The organism is Bradyrhizobium sp. LTSPM299 (assembly GCF_000938235.1).
In the GTDB taxonomy this organism is placed as follows: domain Bacteria; phylum Pseudomonadota; class Alphaproteobacteria; order Rhizobiales; family Xanthobacteraceae; genus Bradyrhizobium.
Window position 1 is genome coordinate 82184 of record NZ_JYMU01000008.1, and the last position, 16278, is coordinate 98461.

Annotated in this window: 17 protein-coding genes; 5 read left to right on the forward strand and 12 right to left on the reverse strand. The window is 63.3% G+C overall.

All coding sequences use genetic code 11. The features are described 5' to 3' along the window. Nucleotides 1-26: 26 nt before the first annotated feature. From UP10_RS06665 to UP10_RS06675, 3 genes are all read right to left on the reverse strand, one after another. Complete coding sequence (locus tag UP10_RS06665; protein WP_044586575.1) at nucleotides 27-2408, reverse strand: EAL domain-containing protein; 2382 nt, start codon at nucleotides 2406-2408, stop codon at nucleotides 27-29. Between the two features lie 127 nt (nucleotides 2409-2535). Further along, nucleotides 2536-2946 (reverse strand): DOPA 4,5-dioxygenase family protein, encoded by a 411-nt coding sequence (locus UP10_RS06670; protein WP_044586576.1) that lies wholly within the window; start codon nucleotides 2944-2946, stop codon nucleotides 2536-2538. Nucleotides 2947-2953: 7 nt separating this feature from the next. Then, complete coding sequence (locus UP10_RS06675) at nucleotides 2954-3565, reverse strand: TetR/AcrR family transcriptional regulator (protein ID WP_044586577.1); 612 nt, start codon at nucleotides 3563-3565, stop codon at nucleotides 2954-2956. An 89-nt stretch (nucleotides 3566-3654) separates the two neighbouring features. Here UP10_RS06675 and UP10_RS06680 point away from each other — a divergent pair, with 89 nt between their 5' ends. The 4 genes from UP10_RS06680 to UP10_RS06695 all read left to right on the forward strand — a co-directional run bounded on the left by UP10_RS06680 (nucleotide 3655) and on the right by UP10_RS06695 (nucleotide 6464). After that, on the forward strand, nucleotides 3655-4128 hold the full coding sequence (locus tag UP10_RS06680; RefSeq protein WP_245321679.1) for an ester cyclase: 474 nt from the start codon (nucleotides 3655-3657) through the stop codon (nucleotides 4126-4128). A gap of 18 nt (nucleotides 4129-4146) precedes the next feature. Beyond that, nucleotides 4147-4638: a DUF3237 domain-containing protein gene (locus tag UP10_RS06685; RefSeq protein WP_044586578.1), complete on the forward strand. Its 492-nt coding sequence runs from the start codon at nucleotides 4147-4149 to the stop codon at nucleotides 4636-4638. A gap of 130 nt (nucleotides 4639-4768) precedes the next feature. Further along, on the forward strand, nucleotides 4769-5482 hold the full coding sequence (locus UP10_RS06690; protein WP_044586579.1) for a hypothetical protein: 714 nt from the start codon (nucleotides 4769-4771) through the stop codon (nucleotides 5480-5482). Between the two features lie 169 nt (nucleotides 5483-5651). Continuing rightward, complete coding sequence (locus UP10_RS06695; protein WP_044586580.1) at nucleotides 5652-6464, forward strand: enoyl-CoA hydratase; 813 nt, start codon at nucleotides 5652-5654, stop codon at nucleotides 6462-6464. 681 nt (nucleotides 6465-7145) lie between these two features. Here UP10_RS06695 and UP10_RS06700 read toward each other — a convergent pair. The 8 genes from UP10_RS06700 to UP10_RS06735 form a co-directional block, all read right to left on the reverse strand. Continuing rightward, on the reverse strand, nucleotides 7146-8138 hold the full coding sequence (locus UP10_RS06700; protein ID WP_044586581.1) for an aldo/keto reductase: 993 nt from the start codon (nucleotides 8136-8138) through the stop codon (nucleotides 7146-7148). Between the two features lie 42 nt (nucleotides 8139-8180). Continuing rightward, a complete protein-coding gene (locus tag UP10_RS06705; protein ID WP_044586582.1) occupies nucleotides 8181-8714 on the reverse strand; it encodes a VOC family protein in 534 nt (177 codons plus the stop codon). A gap of 424 nt (nucleotides 8715-9138) precedes the next feature. Beyond that, nucleotides 9139-9903 carry a type 2 periplasmic-binding domain-containing protein gene (locus tag UP10_RS06710; protein ID WP_082077002.1) on the reverse strand — a complete coding sequence of 255 codons (765 nt, stop codon included), beginning with the start codon at nucleotides 9901-9903 and terminating at the stop codon, nucleotides 9139-9141. Between the two features lie 228 nt (nucleotides 9904-10131). After that, on the reverse strand, nucleotides 10132-10914 hold the full coding sequence (locus UP10_RS06715) for an SDR family NAD(P)-dependent oxidoreductase (protein WP_044586584.1): 783 nt from the start codon (nucleotides 10912-10914) through the stop codon (nucleotides 10132-10134). A gap of 200 nt (nucleotides 10915-11114) precedes the next feature. Further along, nucleotides 11115-11801 carry a glycerol-3-phosphate 1-O-acyltransferase PlsY gene (plsY, locus tag UP10_RS06720; RefSeq protein ID WP_044586585.1) on the reverse strand — a complete coding sequence of 229 codons (687 nt, stop codon included), beginning with the start codon at nucleotides 11799-11801 and terminating at the stop codon, nucleotides 11115-11117. Between the two features lie 134 nt (nucleotides 11802-11935). After that, on the reverse strand, nucleotides 11936-12880 hold the full coding sequence (locus UP10_RS06725; protein WP_082077003.1) for an NAD(P)-dependent oxidoreductase: 945 nt from the start codon (nucleotides 12878-12880) through the stop codon (nucleotides 11936-11938). Next, nucleotides 12880-13749, reverse strand: coding sequence for an ABC transporter substrate-binding protein (locus UP10_RS06730; protein WP_044586586.1), 870 nt, complete (start codon nucleotides 13747-13749; stop codon nucleotides 12880-12882). The genes UP10_RS06725 and UP10_RS06730 overlap by 1 nt, the downstream gene beginning before the upstream one ends. A 38-nt stretch (nucleotides 13750-13787) precedes the next feature. Then, complete coding sequence (locus UP10_RS06735) at nucleotides 13788-14492, reverse strand: TetR/AcrR family transcriptional regulator (RefSeq protein ID WP_044586587.1); 705 nt, start codon at nucleotides 14490-14492, stop codon at nucleotides 13788-13790. 66 nt (nucleotides 14493-14558) lie between these two features. Here UP10_RS06735 and UP10_RS06740 point away from each other — a divergent pair, with 66 nt between their 5' ends. Then, on the forward strand, nucleotides 14559-15368 hold the full coding sequence (locus UP10_RS06740) for a transporter substrate-binding domain-containing protein (protein WP_245321680.1): 810 nt from the start codon (nucleotides 14559-14561) through the stop codon (nucleotides 15366-15368). Nucleotides 15369-15374: 6 nt separating this feature from the next. On the opposite strand, the gene UP10_RS06745 is transcribed toward UP10_RS06740, so the two are convergent. Then, nucleotides 15375-16253 (reverse strand): SMP-30/gluconolactonase/LRE family protein, encoded by an 879-nt coding sequence (locus tag UP10_RS06745; protein ID WP_044586674.1) that lies wholly within the window; start codon nucleotides 16251-16253, stop codon nucleotides 15375-15377. Between the last annotated feature and the right edge of the window lie 25 nt (nucleotides 16254-16278).

Sequence of the window (16278 nt, forward strand, 5' to 3'; positions counted from 1 at the left end):
CGTCCCGATCCGGGACAATTCCCGCCTCAGGCGATCTTCTCCTCCCGCAGGGTGAGCACCGGCACCGGCTTGCCGATCGCGTAGCCCTGGACGTAGTCGACCCCGATCAAGCGCAGCTCATCGAGGATGGCGAGGCTTTCGACGAACTCCGCGACCACCTGCTTCTGCATGATTTTCGCGGTCTTGGTGATCATCTCGACCATCGCGCGATCGACCTTGCTGTGCAGGATCTCCTTCACGAACGAACCGTCGATCTTGATGAAATCGACCGGCAGGTGCTTCAGATAGGCAATCGACGACATGCCGGTGCCGAAATCGTCGAGTGAGAAGCTGCAACCGATCTCCCGCAGGCGCGCGATGAATGTCTGTGCGTCATCCAGATTGGCGATCGCGCTGGTCTCGGTGATCTCGAAGCACACCATCGTCGGCGGCACGTCATATTTCGCAAACAGCTCGGTGACGAAGTCGACAAACTCACCGTCGCCGATGGTGGCGCCGGAGAGGTTGATGGCGTAGCCCGCGACCTTGCGCAGGGTGTGCTTGCGCTCGGCGATGATCTCGAAGGCGCGGCGCACCACCCAGCGGTCGATCAACGGCATCAAGCCGTAGCGCTCGGCGGCAGGCAGGAAGCTGCCGGGCGGCACAAGCGCGCCGCTTTCGTCGCGCAAACGCAACAGCAGTTCGCGCCGCTCCTGGCCCTTCGACGCACCGCCTATGGGACGGATTTCCTGCTCATAGAGACAGAAGCGCTCTTCGTCCAATCCCTTGCGGATGCGCTGCACCCAGTTCATCTCGGCGACACGCAGCGTCATGTCGGAGTCCGACAGACGGTGCTCCTGGACGCGGTTGCGTCCCTTGTCCTTGGCAAGGAAGCAGGCCACGTCGGCAAGCCGCAGCGCGTCCTGCACGCCGGCACAATCGTCCAGCCGGACCAGACCGATGCTCGCGCTGATCCGGAAGCCCGAGCTCTCATAAACGAAGCTCGACTGCTCGATGACGGCCCTTAGCCGCTCCGCGACATCGGAGGCGGTTTCATGTCCGCTCGCGTTGCCCTCGCGCAGCAGGACGCCGAACTCGTCGCCGCCGAGACGCGCGACCAACCCGCTGCCACCGACCTCGCCCGCCAACAGCTTGGCGACTTGCTTCAGCAGCCGGTCGCCGGCCATATGGCCGCAGGTATCGTTGATGATCTTGAACTGGTCGAGATCGATCAGCATCAGATCGGCGCCCGTATCTGATGATCCCGACATCGATTTGTGAAGCTCGAACTCGAACTGCCGCCGGTTGGCGAGCCCGGTGAGGGCGTCATGCGACGCGGCCCATGCCAGCTCCTCGACCAGCCGCCGCTCCGCCGTCATGTCGTGGATGATCATGACGCGGCCGGCCCAGTCGCCAACATGCGTAATCGGAGTCTCGACCACCGAGACCGGGACGCTGGACTGATCGGGCCGCAGCAGAAGCCGCTGCCGCGGCTGGCTTTCACCGTCAGCCTCGGTGGTCCGGAACGACCCCTGCACCGGCTGTTCGGTGATGCTGAACAGCGACTGTAACGGCCGGGCGGTCACATCTTGCCCTGCCGCGATCAGGCGCTGCGCGGCCGGATTCATGTAGCTGACGCAATCGTCCGGCGTCGTCACGATGACGGCGTCGCCGATCGAGGCCAGGGTGAGTTGGGCGCGCTCCTTCTCCTCGGCAAGCGCAGTCTCGGCCAGCCAGCGCCGCAGCAGCATCCGCCGCGTGTGGACCAGGACGATGCCGGCGAGGCACGCCGCGATCACGACATTGAGCAGCAGCAGCAGCGCGGAGACCTGGCGCGAGGCCCGCCCCAGATGATCGGAGAAGTCGACGGCGAGTACGCTCAGCGCCGCGTCGACAACGCTGATCCGTTCGGCCCAGTGCCTGATGGTCGCAGCGGACGGATCGTGCAGCGCAACGTCGTTTGCGGCCTCGTTCCTGATATCGATCAGCTGATCGAGCAGCGGATCCGAATTCCGCCATGCCGTCACCGCGCCGGCGACGTGATGCATTTTGCGGAAATACTTGAACAGCCAGATCAGGCCGCCGATGTCGTCATCATGATTGCCTGCTTTGGCGAAGGCCGCGCGCGCCGCGGCATCGTTGTTGCCAGGCGTCTCAAGGGCGAGCCGCGCGACGCGATCGGCCAGCGGCACCGCAATCGCGGCATCGAACTTCCGCAGGTAATCCGGCGCCCCGGTGCTGACATAGATCTGCAGGTCGTGGATGGCGTCCTTCTGCCCCTTGGACCAGAGGCTCTCGCCTGCCACATAGGCCCGAACCGCGGACATCACCTGAAGGCTGCCGGCCGACAGGCTGGCCTGCAGCAGCACGATCGCGATCAGCGGTCCAACCACCCGCCACAATGACCAGCTTCGAAACGAGAAGAACATGCCCGATGCGCCCAACCCGATATCTTGTTGGGCAAAGCGTAGGAACGGCGACTTAACCCCACGTTGCAAAACGCGATGATTTTGAAACGACTTGGTTGTGGTGAAATTGCCGTGAATTTTAACGATCCTAAGGACGCAGGGTCGGCGTCGTGTTCGGTGCCGGTGCCTGCTCCATCTCGGACTCCTCGGGCAGCTTGTCGGCATGCACGGCAAGCGGCGTCCCGATCCACAGCGGATCGGCGTGATGATCGCGGCGCGGGTTCGTCGTGTTGGGATGGACCAGGATGCTCAGGCTGCCATGGTTGAGCATCAGCCATGGCACCAGCACGGGAAACAGCTCGGTCGCAAAGGCCACCTGGTACATCGCCTGATCGTGCGGACCGACCTTGACGTCGTGCCAGCGCCCGAGCGTGACCAGGAAGCGTTCGCCGATCCAGTTGCGCAGGCGTTCCGCCTCGCCCCGGCTGGTGGCGGGATCGTAATAGACATGGGCATGGAAGCTCGCGATCTCGCCGATCGTCCGTGGCGTGTCCGTCATCTTGCTATCACTCCTTCTGGCTCAGGCCAGCCAGCAAGCTCTCGAACAGCTTGTGCGCGCTCTTCCGCAGCTTCTTTGCGTCATCGGCATCGGGCAGCATGATCGCCACCTTGCAGATCATCGCGTCGAGCAGCCGCGTCAACAGGCCCATATCATCAAATGCGATCTCGCCCTCGCGTTTCAGCGCATTCAACGTCGCGCCGAGCAGCGCCATCGGATGTGCTTCTTCGATCTCGCGATACCGCTGATAGCCGAGGATCGCCGGGGCCTCCTGGATCACGATGCGCCCGTAGGAGGGCTCGAGGCAAACATCCAGATAGGCGTCGATGCCGGTCGTGAGGCGGTCCCAGATCTTCCGCTGCGCCTTCGCGCGTTCCTGAATCGTCTCCGCCGCCTCGATCTGCATCGCAACGACAACGGCGTCGAACAATGCCTTCTTGTCTTCGAAGTGATGGTAGAACGCGCCTCTTGTCACCCGCGCCGCCCGGGAAATCGCTTCCATGCTCGCGGCCTGGAATCCATCACGCGCAAAGATCTCCCGCCCCGCCGACAGCAATGCTTGTCGCGTGGCTTCGGTGTGCTCGTCACGGCGGCTTCGCTCGGTCGCATCCTGTCGCATCGGGCGAACATAGACGTTGACCCAGCTTGATACGAGTAGTATGTATCATACACAATGTATGTTAAATTCATACCGAATGAATGGAACCCATGATGGACACCGATCGGATGTTCGCGCTCGCGCAAGCCCTCGCAATTGCCAAAAGCCGTCAGGACCTTCCGGCGGCGATGAAGCTGTTTCATCCGGACATGTTGCTTGAAACGCCGGCCTTTGGGACAAGGGCGCAAGGCCTTGCCGAGAACGAAGCGGTGCTGATGCGGTTCTTCACGTCGTTTCCGGACTACGACGTCGCCCTCGACGGTCATGCCGGAAACGGCGCCGCGCTGATCTGCTGGGGCACCGCCCGCATGACCATCACCGGCGACCGTTTTGGCGCACCGCCCAACGGCAGGCGTGCCGAATTGCCAGTCGTGATCCAGTTTGCCTTCAAGGACGGCCTGATTGCCGGCGAACGCTTCATCTTCGACCTGTCCGAACTCTGCGCCCAATCCGGCCTGTCGACCGACGCGGTGCGCGAAAGGCTCTTCCCACACGCACGCACCACGCCCGTAGCGGCGCAATAAACAGGTTTGGAAACCATAATGAGCGACCCACGCATCAAACATTTCAACGCGATCACGACCGAGCATCTCTTCGACATCGTGGTCGACCTCAAGCCGCGTCTGGACATCGGCGAAGGTCCGTATGGCCGCCGCGTGCTGTTCGGCGCAGCCGGCGGCACCTTCGAAGGACCGAAGCTGCGTGGCGAGGTTCTTGCCGAGGGCGGCGACTGGACCTTGTTTCGCTCTGATGGGACGATGTCGCTCGATGTGCGGCTGGTGCTGAAGACGCATGACGGCGCGCTGCTGCACATGACCTATGGTGGTCGCTGGGTCACGCCGCCGGAGCTGCGCGCTGATATCGCCGATCCGCTCGGGCGATACCAGGTCGACCCCAACAGCTATTATTTCCGTACCAACCCGCTGTTCGAGACCGGTGCCAAACAATATGCCTGGCTCAACGACATCGTCTGTGCCGGAATCGGCTACCTGGTCGAAGGCGGCATCGCCTACAAGGTCGCGCAGATTGTTTGACCAGGCGCCAGTGCGATTGTCCGAAACACAACGCGCTGGCACCGAACCCGTCCCTCGCCCGCAAATGCCGTATTTGATTTGCCGCATTTTCGATCTAGCCTAGCGGCCAGGTTGAGATCGGGGCGCCCCCATGGCCAATTTTGGCTGGACACGCGTCAAGGACCCTGCACCCGCCGAGGGCGCCGACATCGGCTTCGGCGGCCTCGCTGATCCCATGTCGTTGCTCACCGCACTCGACAAGGCGGTGCCGCGCTATCTCGACCTCGTCGACAATGGCGCATTGGTCTATCCGGCCTGCAAGCGCAAGCCAGGCGACGCACAAGGCGATATCCGCGCGATCTGGCAGCACACAAGACTCGAGGCGATGCGCTATATCCCAATGGTGCCGCGGCAGGACACGACGCTGCTGGTCGATCCGCTCCGCCAGGCCGAGATGATCGATGCCTTCCTGCGGCAAAGCCCGCACGAGAACACGGTCATCGATTTCACCGGAACGGCGATCGACGATTACGGGATCGCGATCTACGCCGCGCTGAACTGGCTGAACCATTGCGTCGCGATCTCGGATGCCGATCCGCATCAATTCTCGGGCACCTTGCGCAGCTTCCGCAAGGTCATGGTCGTGGCCCGGCAATGGTGGGCGCTCGACGGCGCCACTGAGCGTTGCAGGCAGATGCTCGAGGCGCGCGAACGGCCGCCGCTGGTGTTCTTTCTGCTGTGGGCGGAGTGCACCACCCTCGCGCGGGAGATCGCAATAGCGGCAGCGCGCGCTTCGGCAGCATCGGACGACATCTCCCGCGTGCGCTCGGCACAGGATCCGGAAGAGCTGGACGCGAAGGGCTAGGCCCTGACGCAACAGAAGCGCGCGACGCGTCAGGTCGTCGTTCCCGGTGGGATGACTTGCCGGCGGCTTTCGCTAGACTTGGAACCACAAACTGGGGGCCGGGACAGCCGGCCTCTGGGTTCGTCATCGCGGCCCTCTCCTCGCTTCCGAACCAGACTGGACCTCCCTCATGCTCAACGTTCCCCACACATCGCTCGCCGACAGCAAGATCCTGCAAAGCGTGGTCGACGGCGTCGGCGTAATCACCTTCAACAACCCCGACAAGCGCAACGCGATGTCGCTGGAGATGTGGGAGGGCTTCGGCCAGGCGCTGACCGCACTGCGCGACGATCCGGGGGTCCGGGTCGTGATTCTCGTGGGCGCCGGCGACAAGGCGTTTGTGTCGGGCGCCGACATCAGCCAGTTCGAGAAAACCAGGCACAACGCGGAAGCCTCGGAGGAGTATTCCCGGCGCAGCGCAGCCCAGCGCGCTTTGTTTGCCGATTACCCCAAGCCGACCATTGCCTGCATCCGCGGCTTCTGCCTCGGCGGTGGCATGCAGGTTGCGATGGCGGCCGATATCCGCGTCTCCGGCGCCAGCGGCCAGTTCGGCATTCCCGCCGCCAAGCTCGGCATCGCCTATGGCTATGACGGGTTGCGCCATCTGGTCTCGCTGGTCGGCCCGTCCTGGGCGCGGCTGATCATGTACACGGGCATGCGGATCGATTCCACTGAGGCGCTGCGGATCGGGCTGGTCGATCGCGTGCTGCCGGACGCGGAATTGTGGGATGCGACCATGGAGATCGCACGCACCATCTCGGGCAACGCGCCGCTGGCGATCAAGGCCGCCAAGATCACCATCGCGCAAGTGCTGAAGGATCCCGATGACCGCGACATGGCCGCGATCAAGCAGGTCGGCATCGATTGCATGGACAGCGAAGATTTCCGCGAAGGCCGCCGCGCCTTCATGGACAAGCGCAAGCCGGAATTCAAGGGAAGGTAGGCTGATGTCAAACAGGTGTCGTCGCCCGGCTTGTCCGGGCGATCCGGTATTCTAGAGGCAGTCGTGATTGAGCCGATGGGCCCGCGGCGTACTGGGTCGCCCGCTTTCGCGGGCGATGGCAGCGAGATGTGCATCCGCAGTCTCGCGACATGATCTGCCCGAGCTTTGCATTTCGTTCGACCCTCCATCTCGAAACAGAGGGCGCAGGGAAAGCCGGGCGCACGCTGCACCCGCGGTCTCGTGTGCATAAGTAGAGTAGATGCGCACACGAGCATACAGGTTCAGCGGAGGAACTCCGGCTTTCCCTGCGCGATGGTTTTACGGGTTCCTTCGTGCTCCCCGGTGAGCGCTTTGTTGCCACCGTTGTCTCTGGGAAGCGTTTGCTTCTCAAAAACTTTCCGCCTGCATTGCAGCGTCAGGACCACACGACATCGCCGTCCGCGTCATGCGCTCTCGTCAGTTGCGCAATTCGCGTCCACCGCATCCCACCGCGCGTTCGTGACGTGCGCTCGCCCCTCTCATCGGGTGGGACGGGAGATTCATACACTGAGTTGCACTTCGGATAAAGCGAAATATTTTTGTATGGAGGGCTTGCGCCGTCGGGCAACTCAGATGTATGGGCGCGTCAGTAAGGCGGCGGACCTATCGCTCTTCCGCGCCACACGTACAACGAACACGCGGCTACTTGTCCAGCATCTGCATCAACGCGGCATTGTAACGATCGCCGCTGACGTTGCCCGGCGCGAACATCTCGGCGATCTCTGCGATCCTCTGATCGCTTAAGCGGATATCCAGCGCGCCCAGGTTTTCGGCAAGGAAGGCCAGCGTGTCGCAGCCGCAGGTCGCGATCATGCGCGGGTTGCGGTTGAGCAGCCAGGCCAGCGCGAGCTGCGCGACGTCGCAGCCGAGCTCGTTTGCGAGTGCGCCGAGCCGGTCGACCAGCGCGACGTTGTTCGGAAAATTCTCCGGCGAGAAGCGCGGAAAATGCCGGCGCACGTCCTTCGGGCCGAGCTGATCGAGGCTGCGCAGCTTGCCCGTCAGCATGCCGCGCCCGAGCGGCGAGAACGCCATCAGCGTGACGCCGAGTTCGTCGTAGACGCCGAGCATCTCGGCCTCGACGTCGCGGGTCCAGAGCGAATATTCGGCCTGCACCGCCGTGATCGGATGCACCGCGCAGGCCCGCCGCAATGTCTTTGCCGAGACTTCGCAAAGACCGAGCGAGCGGACCTTGCCTTGCCGCACGAGCTCCGCCATTGCGCCGACGGTGTCTTCGATCGGAACTTGCGGATCCAGCCGGTGCTGGAAATAAAGATCGATATGATCGGTCGCCAGGCGGCGCAGCGACTCGTCGCAGGCCTTGCCGACATAGGCGGGATCGCCCGAGATGCCGAACCCCTTCTCGGCCCTGATGTAGCCGAACTTCGACGAGATCAGCACCTCATCCCGGCGCCCGTGCAGCGCGGCGGCAACCAGTTGCTCATTGTGCCCCCAGCCATAGTAATCGGCGGTATCGATCAGGCTGATCCCCTGATCGACCGCGCGTCGGATCACCGCTTTCGATTCATCGTCGGACCGCGCGCCATAGGCGTTGCTCATGGAGTAGCAGCCGAGCGCCATGGCGGCAGTCTGGACGCCGGTCTGGCCGAGTTGCCGCTGGAAGAAACTATCGTGCATGCCTCGTTTGCCTCCCAACAGTGCGATCAGAGTTTCTCACCCTCAACGGCTCTTGACGTCCCGGATCGGATCGGAGCCGTTCCAGGTCTGGGCTTCCTGCCGGATGCGCTCGAAGAAGCGCCCCTTGCTGCCGCTGATGTCCGAAATCTCGATGATCGTTCCGGGATGGGCTTCAGTGTCGAAATAGGCGAAGCGGCCCTGCTCACCGCCGATCTGGCCCTCGTGCCCGACCTTGTAACCGAGCGACAGCGCGCGGTCGTAGAGCGTCTGGTAATCCCTGGTCCAGAACGACATATGCTGCAGGCCTTCACGGCCTGCAGCGAGGAATTCCCTGTACATCGAGGGCGCGTCGTTGCGCTGCTGGATCAACTCGATCTGCAGATCGCCTGAATTCGCCAGCGCGATGCTCATCTCCACGTTTGAGTCCTTGCCGCGGTGGCGGAAGTAATCGGTCTTGACACGGTCGATGTAGTACCAGGGGCCGACGCCCATCACCTTGACCCAGTGATTCATCGCAGCGTGGATGTCGCGCACAACGTATCCGTTCTGGCAGACGGCGCCGAAGATGCGGCTCATGAGGTGTTCCCCGGTCGTCGTTCTTGTCGGTGAAACATCGGTCGCGCAGTTCGTCGCGGTTAGCCCGTCGCCAAGCGCCCGGTGTTTCCTCGTTGTTATCACCGCCTATAGTGGCTTCTGGAAACGATTTCAATATTGTCATTCAACCGTCTATCAAGCGGTTGAAAATAGTGTAGTATATTCAAAGAAACGATATACAAACTGTGATCGCCGGGACGCCGACGATACGCGGAAAGTCTACCTGCCGGCCTACTTTTCTCCTGCGCCATTTGCACGCCACCGCGCGCCTGAGATCGGGTCGAGGAATCTACCGGCCAAGGCGCGTCCTCACAAACGACTGCTGTCCGCTATGCCTCTGAAAGCGGCGCGACAGCAGATCGCGCCGATGGTCAGCGGGCTTAACCAAGGTCTTCGTCGTGTCCTGCTATTTTGTGACGACGTTCACACCTTTGAGGCTCTTCGCGTCGATGGCTTTCTGCACCACGCCGGCCTGTCTTGCTTCGTCGAAGAGTGTCGCGAGAAGTGCCTGCGCCGCGGGAGAGCGGCCTTTCGGCAACGCGGCCGCCACGAGAACCGTCCCAAAGACGCCCGGCACGATCTTGGCCCCGGTCAGGGCCTCGGCGGCAGGATACCCGACGCCGGAGTCCGCGCCAAAGACGTCCACTTTGCCGGAGCGCAGCAAGTCGGCTGCGTCAGCCGCAATGGTCGGGTTCAGAGGGATGCGGACGATCTCGGCGGCCTTGATCTCCCGCGTCAGCACACGGTCGGAGGGAGCGCCGCGGATGGTACCAATCCTCACGCCCGCCTTGTCCACGGAGGCGATATCGGGAAAGTCTGTTCCCGGCGCGGCGACGTAGACGAGGCTGATGGCCCAAAGGTTTCCCGTTGAATCCGCCTTGTCGGCGGGGGCAAGGACGCGTGGCCCGATGGCGATATCCCATTCACCCTTGCCGAAACTTTGGAGATAGGCTTCCGGGTTCGCATACATCACCGGTTCGACGTGCGCGCCCAGCTTCTGTCCAACGAATCCCGCGACAGGTTCGGCCACACCTCCGAGCACTGCAATGGCAATCATGCCGACGCGCAGCTTTCCGCCAGGAGCGATCTCCGAGGCGGGAGATGTCTGCCCGAACGCCGTGCCCAGCAACCCCGCCAGCAATGCAGCAATCAATAGAAAAAGCCGTCCCATGTGCCGACTCTCCCGAAGGGAACAAGCAGCACAACTCTATCAGCCGACGATTAGGATTGCATAGGTACCGATATCCGAGTTGGGTCAAACTCGGAAGTCGGAACGCGTAGGTGACGTCCGCCTTTCCTCAACACCGGACTTTCGCCAGTGTGAGGCAACACGGTGATAGTGCACTTTACCTTGTCCGGCAGCGATCCCGACATGGCACGATCTCGCAATTGTCGCGCCCTAACCCTTCTCGCTGACCGGCACGGTGTAGTTGAGGATCAACCGCCCGCCATCGGGATAGATCGTCTGCCCGGTGATGTAGGACGCATCATCGGCGGCGAGGAACGCCACGACGGAGGCGACCTCGCTCGGCTCGCCGCAGCGGCCGGCAGGCGTCCGCGACAGCACGCTGCGCCGCGCCTCATCGGACGTGAAGATCGCATTTGCCACCATCTCGGTCAGGATCGTGCCGGGCCCGACCGCGACGACGCGGATGCCGTGCGGCGCCAGCGCCACCGCGGCCACCGAGGTGAGTTGCTTCATCGCGCCCTTGGACATCGCGTAGGTGGCAAGCGAGGGGATCGCGAGCAGCGCGTTGACCGAGGACATGTTGACGATCACGCCTCCACCGCCTTGCGCGATCATCTGGCGGGCCGCGGCCTGGACGCCGAAGAACGCGCCCTTCAGGTTGATCCCCATCACGTCGTCGAACTCGGCTTCCGATATCTCGAGGAAATCGCGGCTGCACGCGACGCCGGCATTGTTGACCATGACGTCGAGCCGGCCGAATTCCTTCACCGCAACGGCAACGATCCGGTCGACATCGGCGCGCTTGCTGACATCGGCTTCGACGGTGCGCAAATGATTGGGATGACCGAGTTCGCCCGCGGCCTTGGCCAGCGCCGCGCCGTCGACGTCCGAGATCACGACCCTGGCACCATCGGCGAGAAAGCGCTCGGCGCAGGCCCGGCCGATGCCGCGCGCTGCGCCCGTGATGGCGATAACCCTGCCGGAAAATTTCATGAAAGTGCCTCCTGGATTTCAGTTCGCGCCCATCGCCTGAGCAGGACAGGCGCGAGATTACGGACCGAGCAATAGCCCATCACGCGGCGTCAGGGAACGCAGTGGATTCGCTGTGAGGTGTTGCGGCGAAAGGCGTCACTTCGCGGTGGCGTCCCGCGATGGCTCCTTGCGCTTGCCCTTCTGAACCGCGTTCCAGAAAACTAAATCTGCGATTCCGTTTTCGATTCCAGGCTGCTTTGCCCGAGGCGTGGCTCTGTCCCGGCCAATAGCCTCTGAACGTTGGCACGATGGCGCACGATCACGTAAACGCTTCCTGCAATCACCAATAACCGATAGGGCAACGGCTGCTCCATGCAGCAGATCACGACGATCGCCGTCAACGCCGCCAGCATCGAGCCAAGGGAAACAATGCGGAAAATGGCGAGCACAACGCCAAAGACCGCTGCGGCGCCCAAACCTGCTGGCCAGGATATCGCCAGCAACACGCCGAGCCCCGTCGCAGCGGATTTCCCACCCGTAAAATTCAACCAGATCGAACGGCTATGCCCCAACAACACGGCAAGTCCGGCCAGGCAAACCGCCCACGGCGCCAAGGTCTGAAGATCGAGCGCTGTCGGTGGCGTGACGGACGGCAACGTGGTGAGCCAAGGATAAAACCAGCGGGCAAAGACGATCGCCGCCACACCTTTCAACATGTCGACCAGGAGCACCACCGACGCAGGCCATTTGCCCAGGGTGCGCAACACGTTCGTCGCCCCAGTGGATTTGGAGCCATGCTCCCGGATATCAATGCCCTTGAGCAGTTTCCCCGCCAGATAGCCCGTGGGCGTGGAACCGAAGAGATAAGCGATTGCCAGCCCGACCACGCTCGCTATCCAGAAAACCATGGAATTCTCCTCGACGCTCTCATATCAGGCAATCATCATTTGGTCCTCTGCTTCGTTGACCAGGCTCCTTCGTCCCGCTTGCGCCAATCTAGTCAGAGTCGCTCCTTGATGAATCCACGCCCGTCACACGACACTCATGCTGTCGCCTTGCATGATCCCGCGTTGAGCCGCGCCAGGATACGGTCGGCTTCGGTGCGCCAGTCGGCGCTGCGGGCGAACTCCGGTGTGCCCTTGACGCCGAACACGCCCTCGTCGGCGAGATCGGCGATCCAGGCCTGCCGTTCGGCGGTGCCCGACGCGGACCATGGCGCCAGCCCAGTGTCGCGCACGGTCTCCGCCACCTCGCGCACCTCCTCGGCGCGGCGCCGTCCGTGCGCGATGACGCGCTGGAAAAAATAAGCGCCCTGCTTTTCCCAGTCGATGCTCGGAAAGGTCTCCTTGAGCGAGGCGAGCACCGCATCCTCGACGCCATAGGCCCGCGCGGTGGTGAAGCTCTCGATGACCATGGCCTCCAGGCCCTTGATCATGATGCTGCGGCACATCTTGACAGCTGACGAGACACCGAGCTCATCGCTCGCGACCTTGGCCGCAAAGCCGAGCGTAACCAAAAGCGGCGCCAGTTCGCGTGCCCCGCGGCCACCGAGCAATAGCGGCACCTTGATCCGGTACGGCGGCAGCGAGGTCATCACGGCGCCCTCGACGTAGCGGCCACCGGCGCCGTCGATGATGGATGCGGCGCGCTGCTTGGCACCGGGTGAGGCCGAGTTGAAGTCGAGGAACCACGTCTCCTTCTTGATGGTGGACGCAGAGGCTTCGGCCACCGGCACCGCCTGGCTCGCCGTCACCGCGGAGACGATGAAATCCGCCCACGCCGCGAGATCGGCATGCGATGGCATCAGCTCGACCCCGATGCCATCGGCGTGCTCACGCAACGGCCTTCCCTGCTCGCGCTCGAGCTTGATGTCGTAGGCGGCAACCTTGATGCCCTGCTTGCGCAAATCTTCGGCGAGGATACGGCCGACCTCGCCATAGCCGAGCAGCCCGACCTGCCATTGCATTGGATCGTTGGAGATTGTCATCAGTTCAAATCCCGTGTTGTGTCGTCGAACAACTCGTCGACTGTGATGCGCCGTGGAATCAGAGACTGCTGGACGCAATAGTCGATGACCAATGCGAGCTGCTTGCGGTTCGCCTCGACACCGAACGGCAGCAGGTCCGGCGTACCGGGCGGACCTGCGTGTGCCTTGCCGCGTTTGAGGAGATCGTAGACGCCGCGCACCACGTCCGGCCGCGATGCCGCGAGCGCCTCCGTCACCACCACCAGATGATTGACGGGGACAACGCCACGCCGGCTGTACCAGCGCGCCGCCTCGCCGGCCGGATCGGCGAATAGCGGCTGCAGCGCCGGATCGCTGGAGGTCTCACCCAACACCGCGTCAAGCTCGCCGTCCTTCAGCATCTGGATGATGGTCTTGCCAACAGGCGCGCGTTCGGTCCGATCGACATATTCGGCGACATGCGGGTCCTCGAAGGTGACCCAATCGATCTTGTCGAGATTGACGCCGTGGTCGTTGGCAAGGATGCCGCGCATCCACGCGCCCGTCGTGGTCGTGAACGAGCGGATGCCGACCCGCTTGCCTTCGAGATCGGTCGGGGCAAGCGCGTCGCCGTCGGCGCGCCGGAGCGCGTAGCCATGCTGGAATCGGCCGATCATCACCGCCGGCAACAGCACCAGCGGCTTGCCGTGCGCTTTCGCCATCAGATAGGTCACGATGGCCATTTCGCAGACATCGAACGCCTGCTCACGCACCATCGGCTTGAACGCGGCATTGGTCGGCGCGAACGCGACGAAGTCGAGATCGAACAGGTCCGAGCGCAGCGCACCCGTCTTCACCGCCGCGACATGCGGGTGGTTGCCGAGCACGGTACGCAGCCGAAGTTTGTCCATATCAGCGAACTCCAAAATCAAGAGGTCAGCGTTCGCCCTTAGGTTTTGGCCGGCGTCTTGCGCCGCGAGGGCGGCGCCTGATCGAGCGGCGCGGCCTGCATCGAGGCGACGGTTGCGCGCACCAGCTGTTCGATGGCGTGGCCGGCATCGGTGCCGTCGGCGCTGCCGCGCGACAGGCGCGAAACGCGCTCCGGCGTCACCAGCGAGTAGTAGAGCGCACCGAGCAAAAAATGACCGCGCCAGACGATATCGGTGCGCGGGATGTGCGGCAGGCTTTCGCAGATCGCATCGATGAAGGCGTTGCTGGTATCGTCGAAGGTCTGCGCGATGATCCGGCGCACGACCTCGTTGCCCTCGGCCGACATCACCGCGCGCAGCCGCGTGAACCGCGTCCCGCCGCCGGCGAGGTCGCTGCCCGACGTAAAGGCCGGCAGCACATAGGCGCGCACGATCGCCTCCAACCGGTCCTGCAGGTCGCGCACCCGTCTCGCGGCGGCCAGCAGCTCGGAGCGGCGCAGGTTCATCGGACCGCAATGGCGGCGATAGATTTCCAGCAGCAAGCCGTCCTTGGTCGCGAAATGATAGGTCACGCTGCCGGGATTGGCACCGGCGGCCTGCGCGATGTCGCGCACCGAGACGGCGGTGAACCCGTGGGTCGAGAACAATTCCTCCGCCGCGGCGAGGATCGCCTCGCGCATGTTCGGCTTGCGTGCACTGGCAACGTTGGCGGGCTTGCGAACCATATTTGTACTATCGTACAAGAAATCAGGTCACGTCAACAAGCGGCGCGGCGTGAGGCGGATAGCAACATGATGGCGCTCTCTGAAATAATGTCGACGGGCCTTCGCAAGCTCGGCCTTGCCTGCATTATCGCGACGCTCGCGGCGGCTTCGGCCCATGCCGGTGACGAGACGACCTTACTGGCGCCGACCGGAAAACTGCGTGTCGGCGTCTATCCGGGCAGCCCGACCTCGCTGGTGACGGACCCCGCCACCCATCAAACCCATGGCCTGAGTCATGACCTCGGCGAGGCCTTCGCGAAGCGGCTCGGCGTGCCGGTCGCCTATGTCACGTTCCAGCGCATTGCCGACGTGATCGCCGCGATCAAGAATGCCGAGGTCGATTTCACCATCACCAACGCGACGCCGGCCCGCGCCAATGATGTCAGCTTCAGCCCCATCCTGGTCGCGGTCGAGCTCGGCTATCTGGTGCCGCCCAACTCCACCATCATGAGCGCGGATGAGATCGACCAGCCCGGCATCCGCATCGGCGTCACCAAGGGCGGCACGTCGGAACGCACGCTCGGCGCGAAGTTTCCGAACGCGAAAATCGTTCCCGCCGAGAGCGTCACGTCTGCCGTCGCCATGTTCGGCCTCGGCGAGATCGATCTCTACGCGACCAACAAGCCAACGTTGTTCGAGATGTCGGACGCCTTGCCGGGTGCGCGCATCCTCAATGGCAGTTGGGGACTGGAGCACATGGCGGTCGCGATCCCGAAGGGCCGCGAGCAGGCGCTACCGTCAGTCGCTGATTTCGTGAAGGACGTGCAGAGCAACGGACTACTGACCAGGGCGCAGCAAGAGGCGGGACTGCGCGGCGCGGTGAAGGCCGACCAGTAGAATCTGTTAGGACAATCTGACGTCCGGCTCGGCGCGACCGCGCGCCGCGGCGTCGAGCAGGAAGGTCTTGCCATGCTCGGGATCGGCGGCGCGCTGCGCCTCGTCCATGTCCTGCCAGGCCGAGGTCACCAGCACGCGCGAGAAGTCACGGCCGACAAAGGCCGGACAACTGGATTGGCTCGCCGGCACGCGCAGCGACCGCAGGCGGCGACCGGTGGGATCATAGATATCGATGCAGCCGCCGCCCCAGCGCGCGTTCCAGATCAATCCATCCGCATCGACGATCGCGCCGTCGATGCCGCCGACGCCTTGATGTTTGATCAGTACAACAGGGTCTCCAACCGGCAATCCGGTCGATGGATCGAGCGGCACGCGATACAGCGTGTTCCTCCCGGTGTCGGCGAAGTAGCCGATGTCTCCGTTGGGGGAGAAACAGATCGCGTTCGGGATGGTGATCTCTGGATAGAGCCGTGTGATACGGCCGCGGTGCAGTGCGTAGATCGCGCCTGCGCCCTTCTCCGCGCGTCGCCCCATGGTACCGAGCCAGAACGTGCCGGACGGATGCACCCGCGCGTCGTTGGACCGCGTCACCGAATTGTCGGACTCCAGCGAAACAAACAGCTCGAGACGTCCATCGGCGACATGCCGAACATAGAACCCATCCTCGATAAGGATGAGTTGCCGCTCGCCGTCGATCCGCGCCAGCGCACTCGCCATTTTCGGTAACGCGTGAATCACGGTGCGTCCGTCTGCAAAGCGATGCTCGAACAGGCGACGCTCGCGGATATCGAACCACCACGCGGTATCGGTCGCGGCGTCATAGGTCGGCCCCTCGCCGAGATGGCAGCGCTCGCTCGACAGCACCGATGTCGGCACCTCTTCCAACACTTCATCGGCAACACGGTCGGTC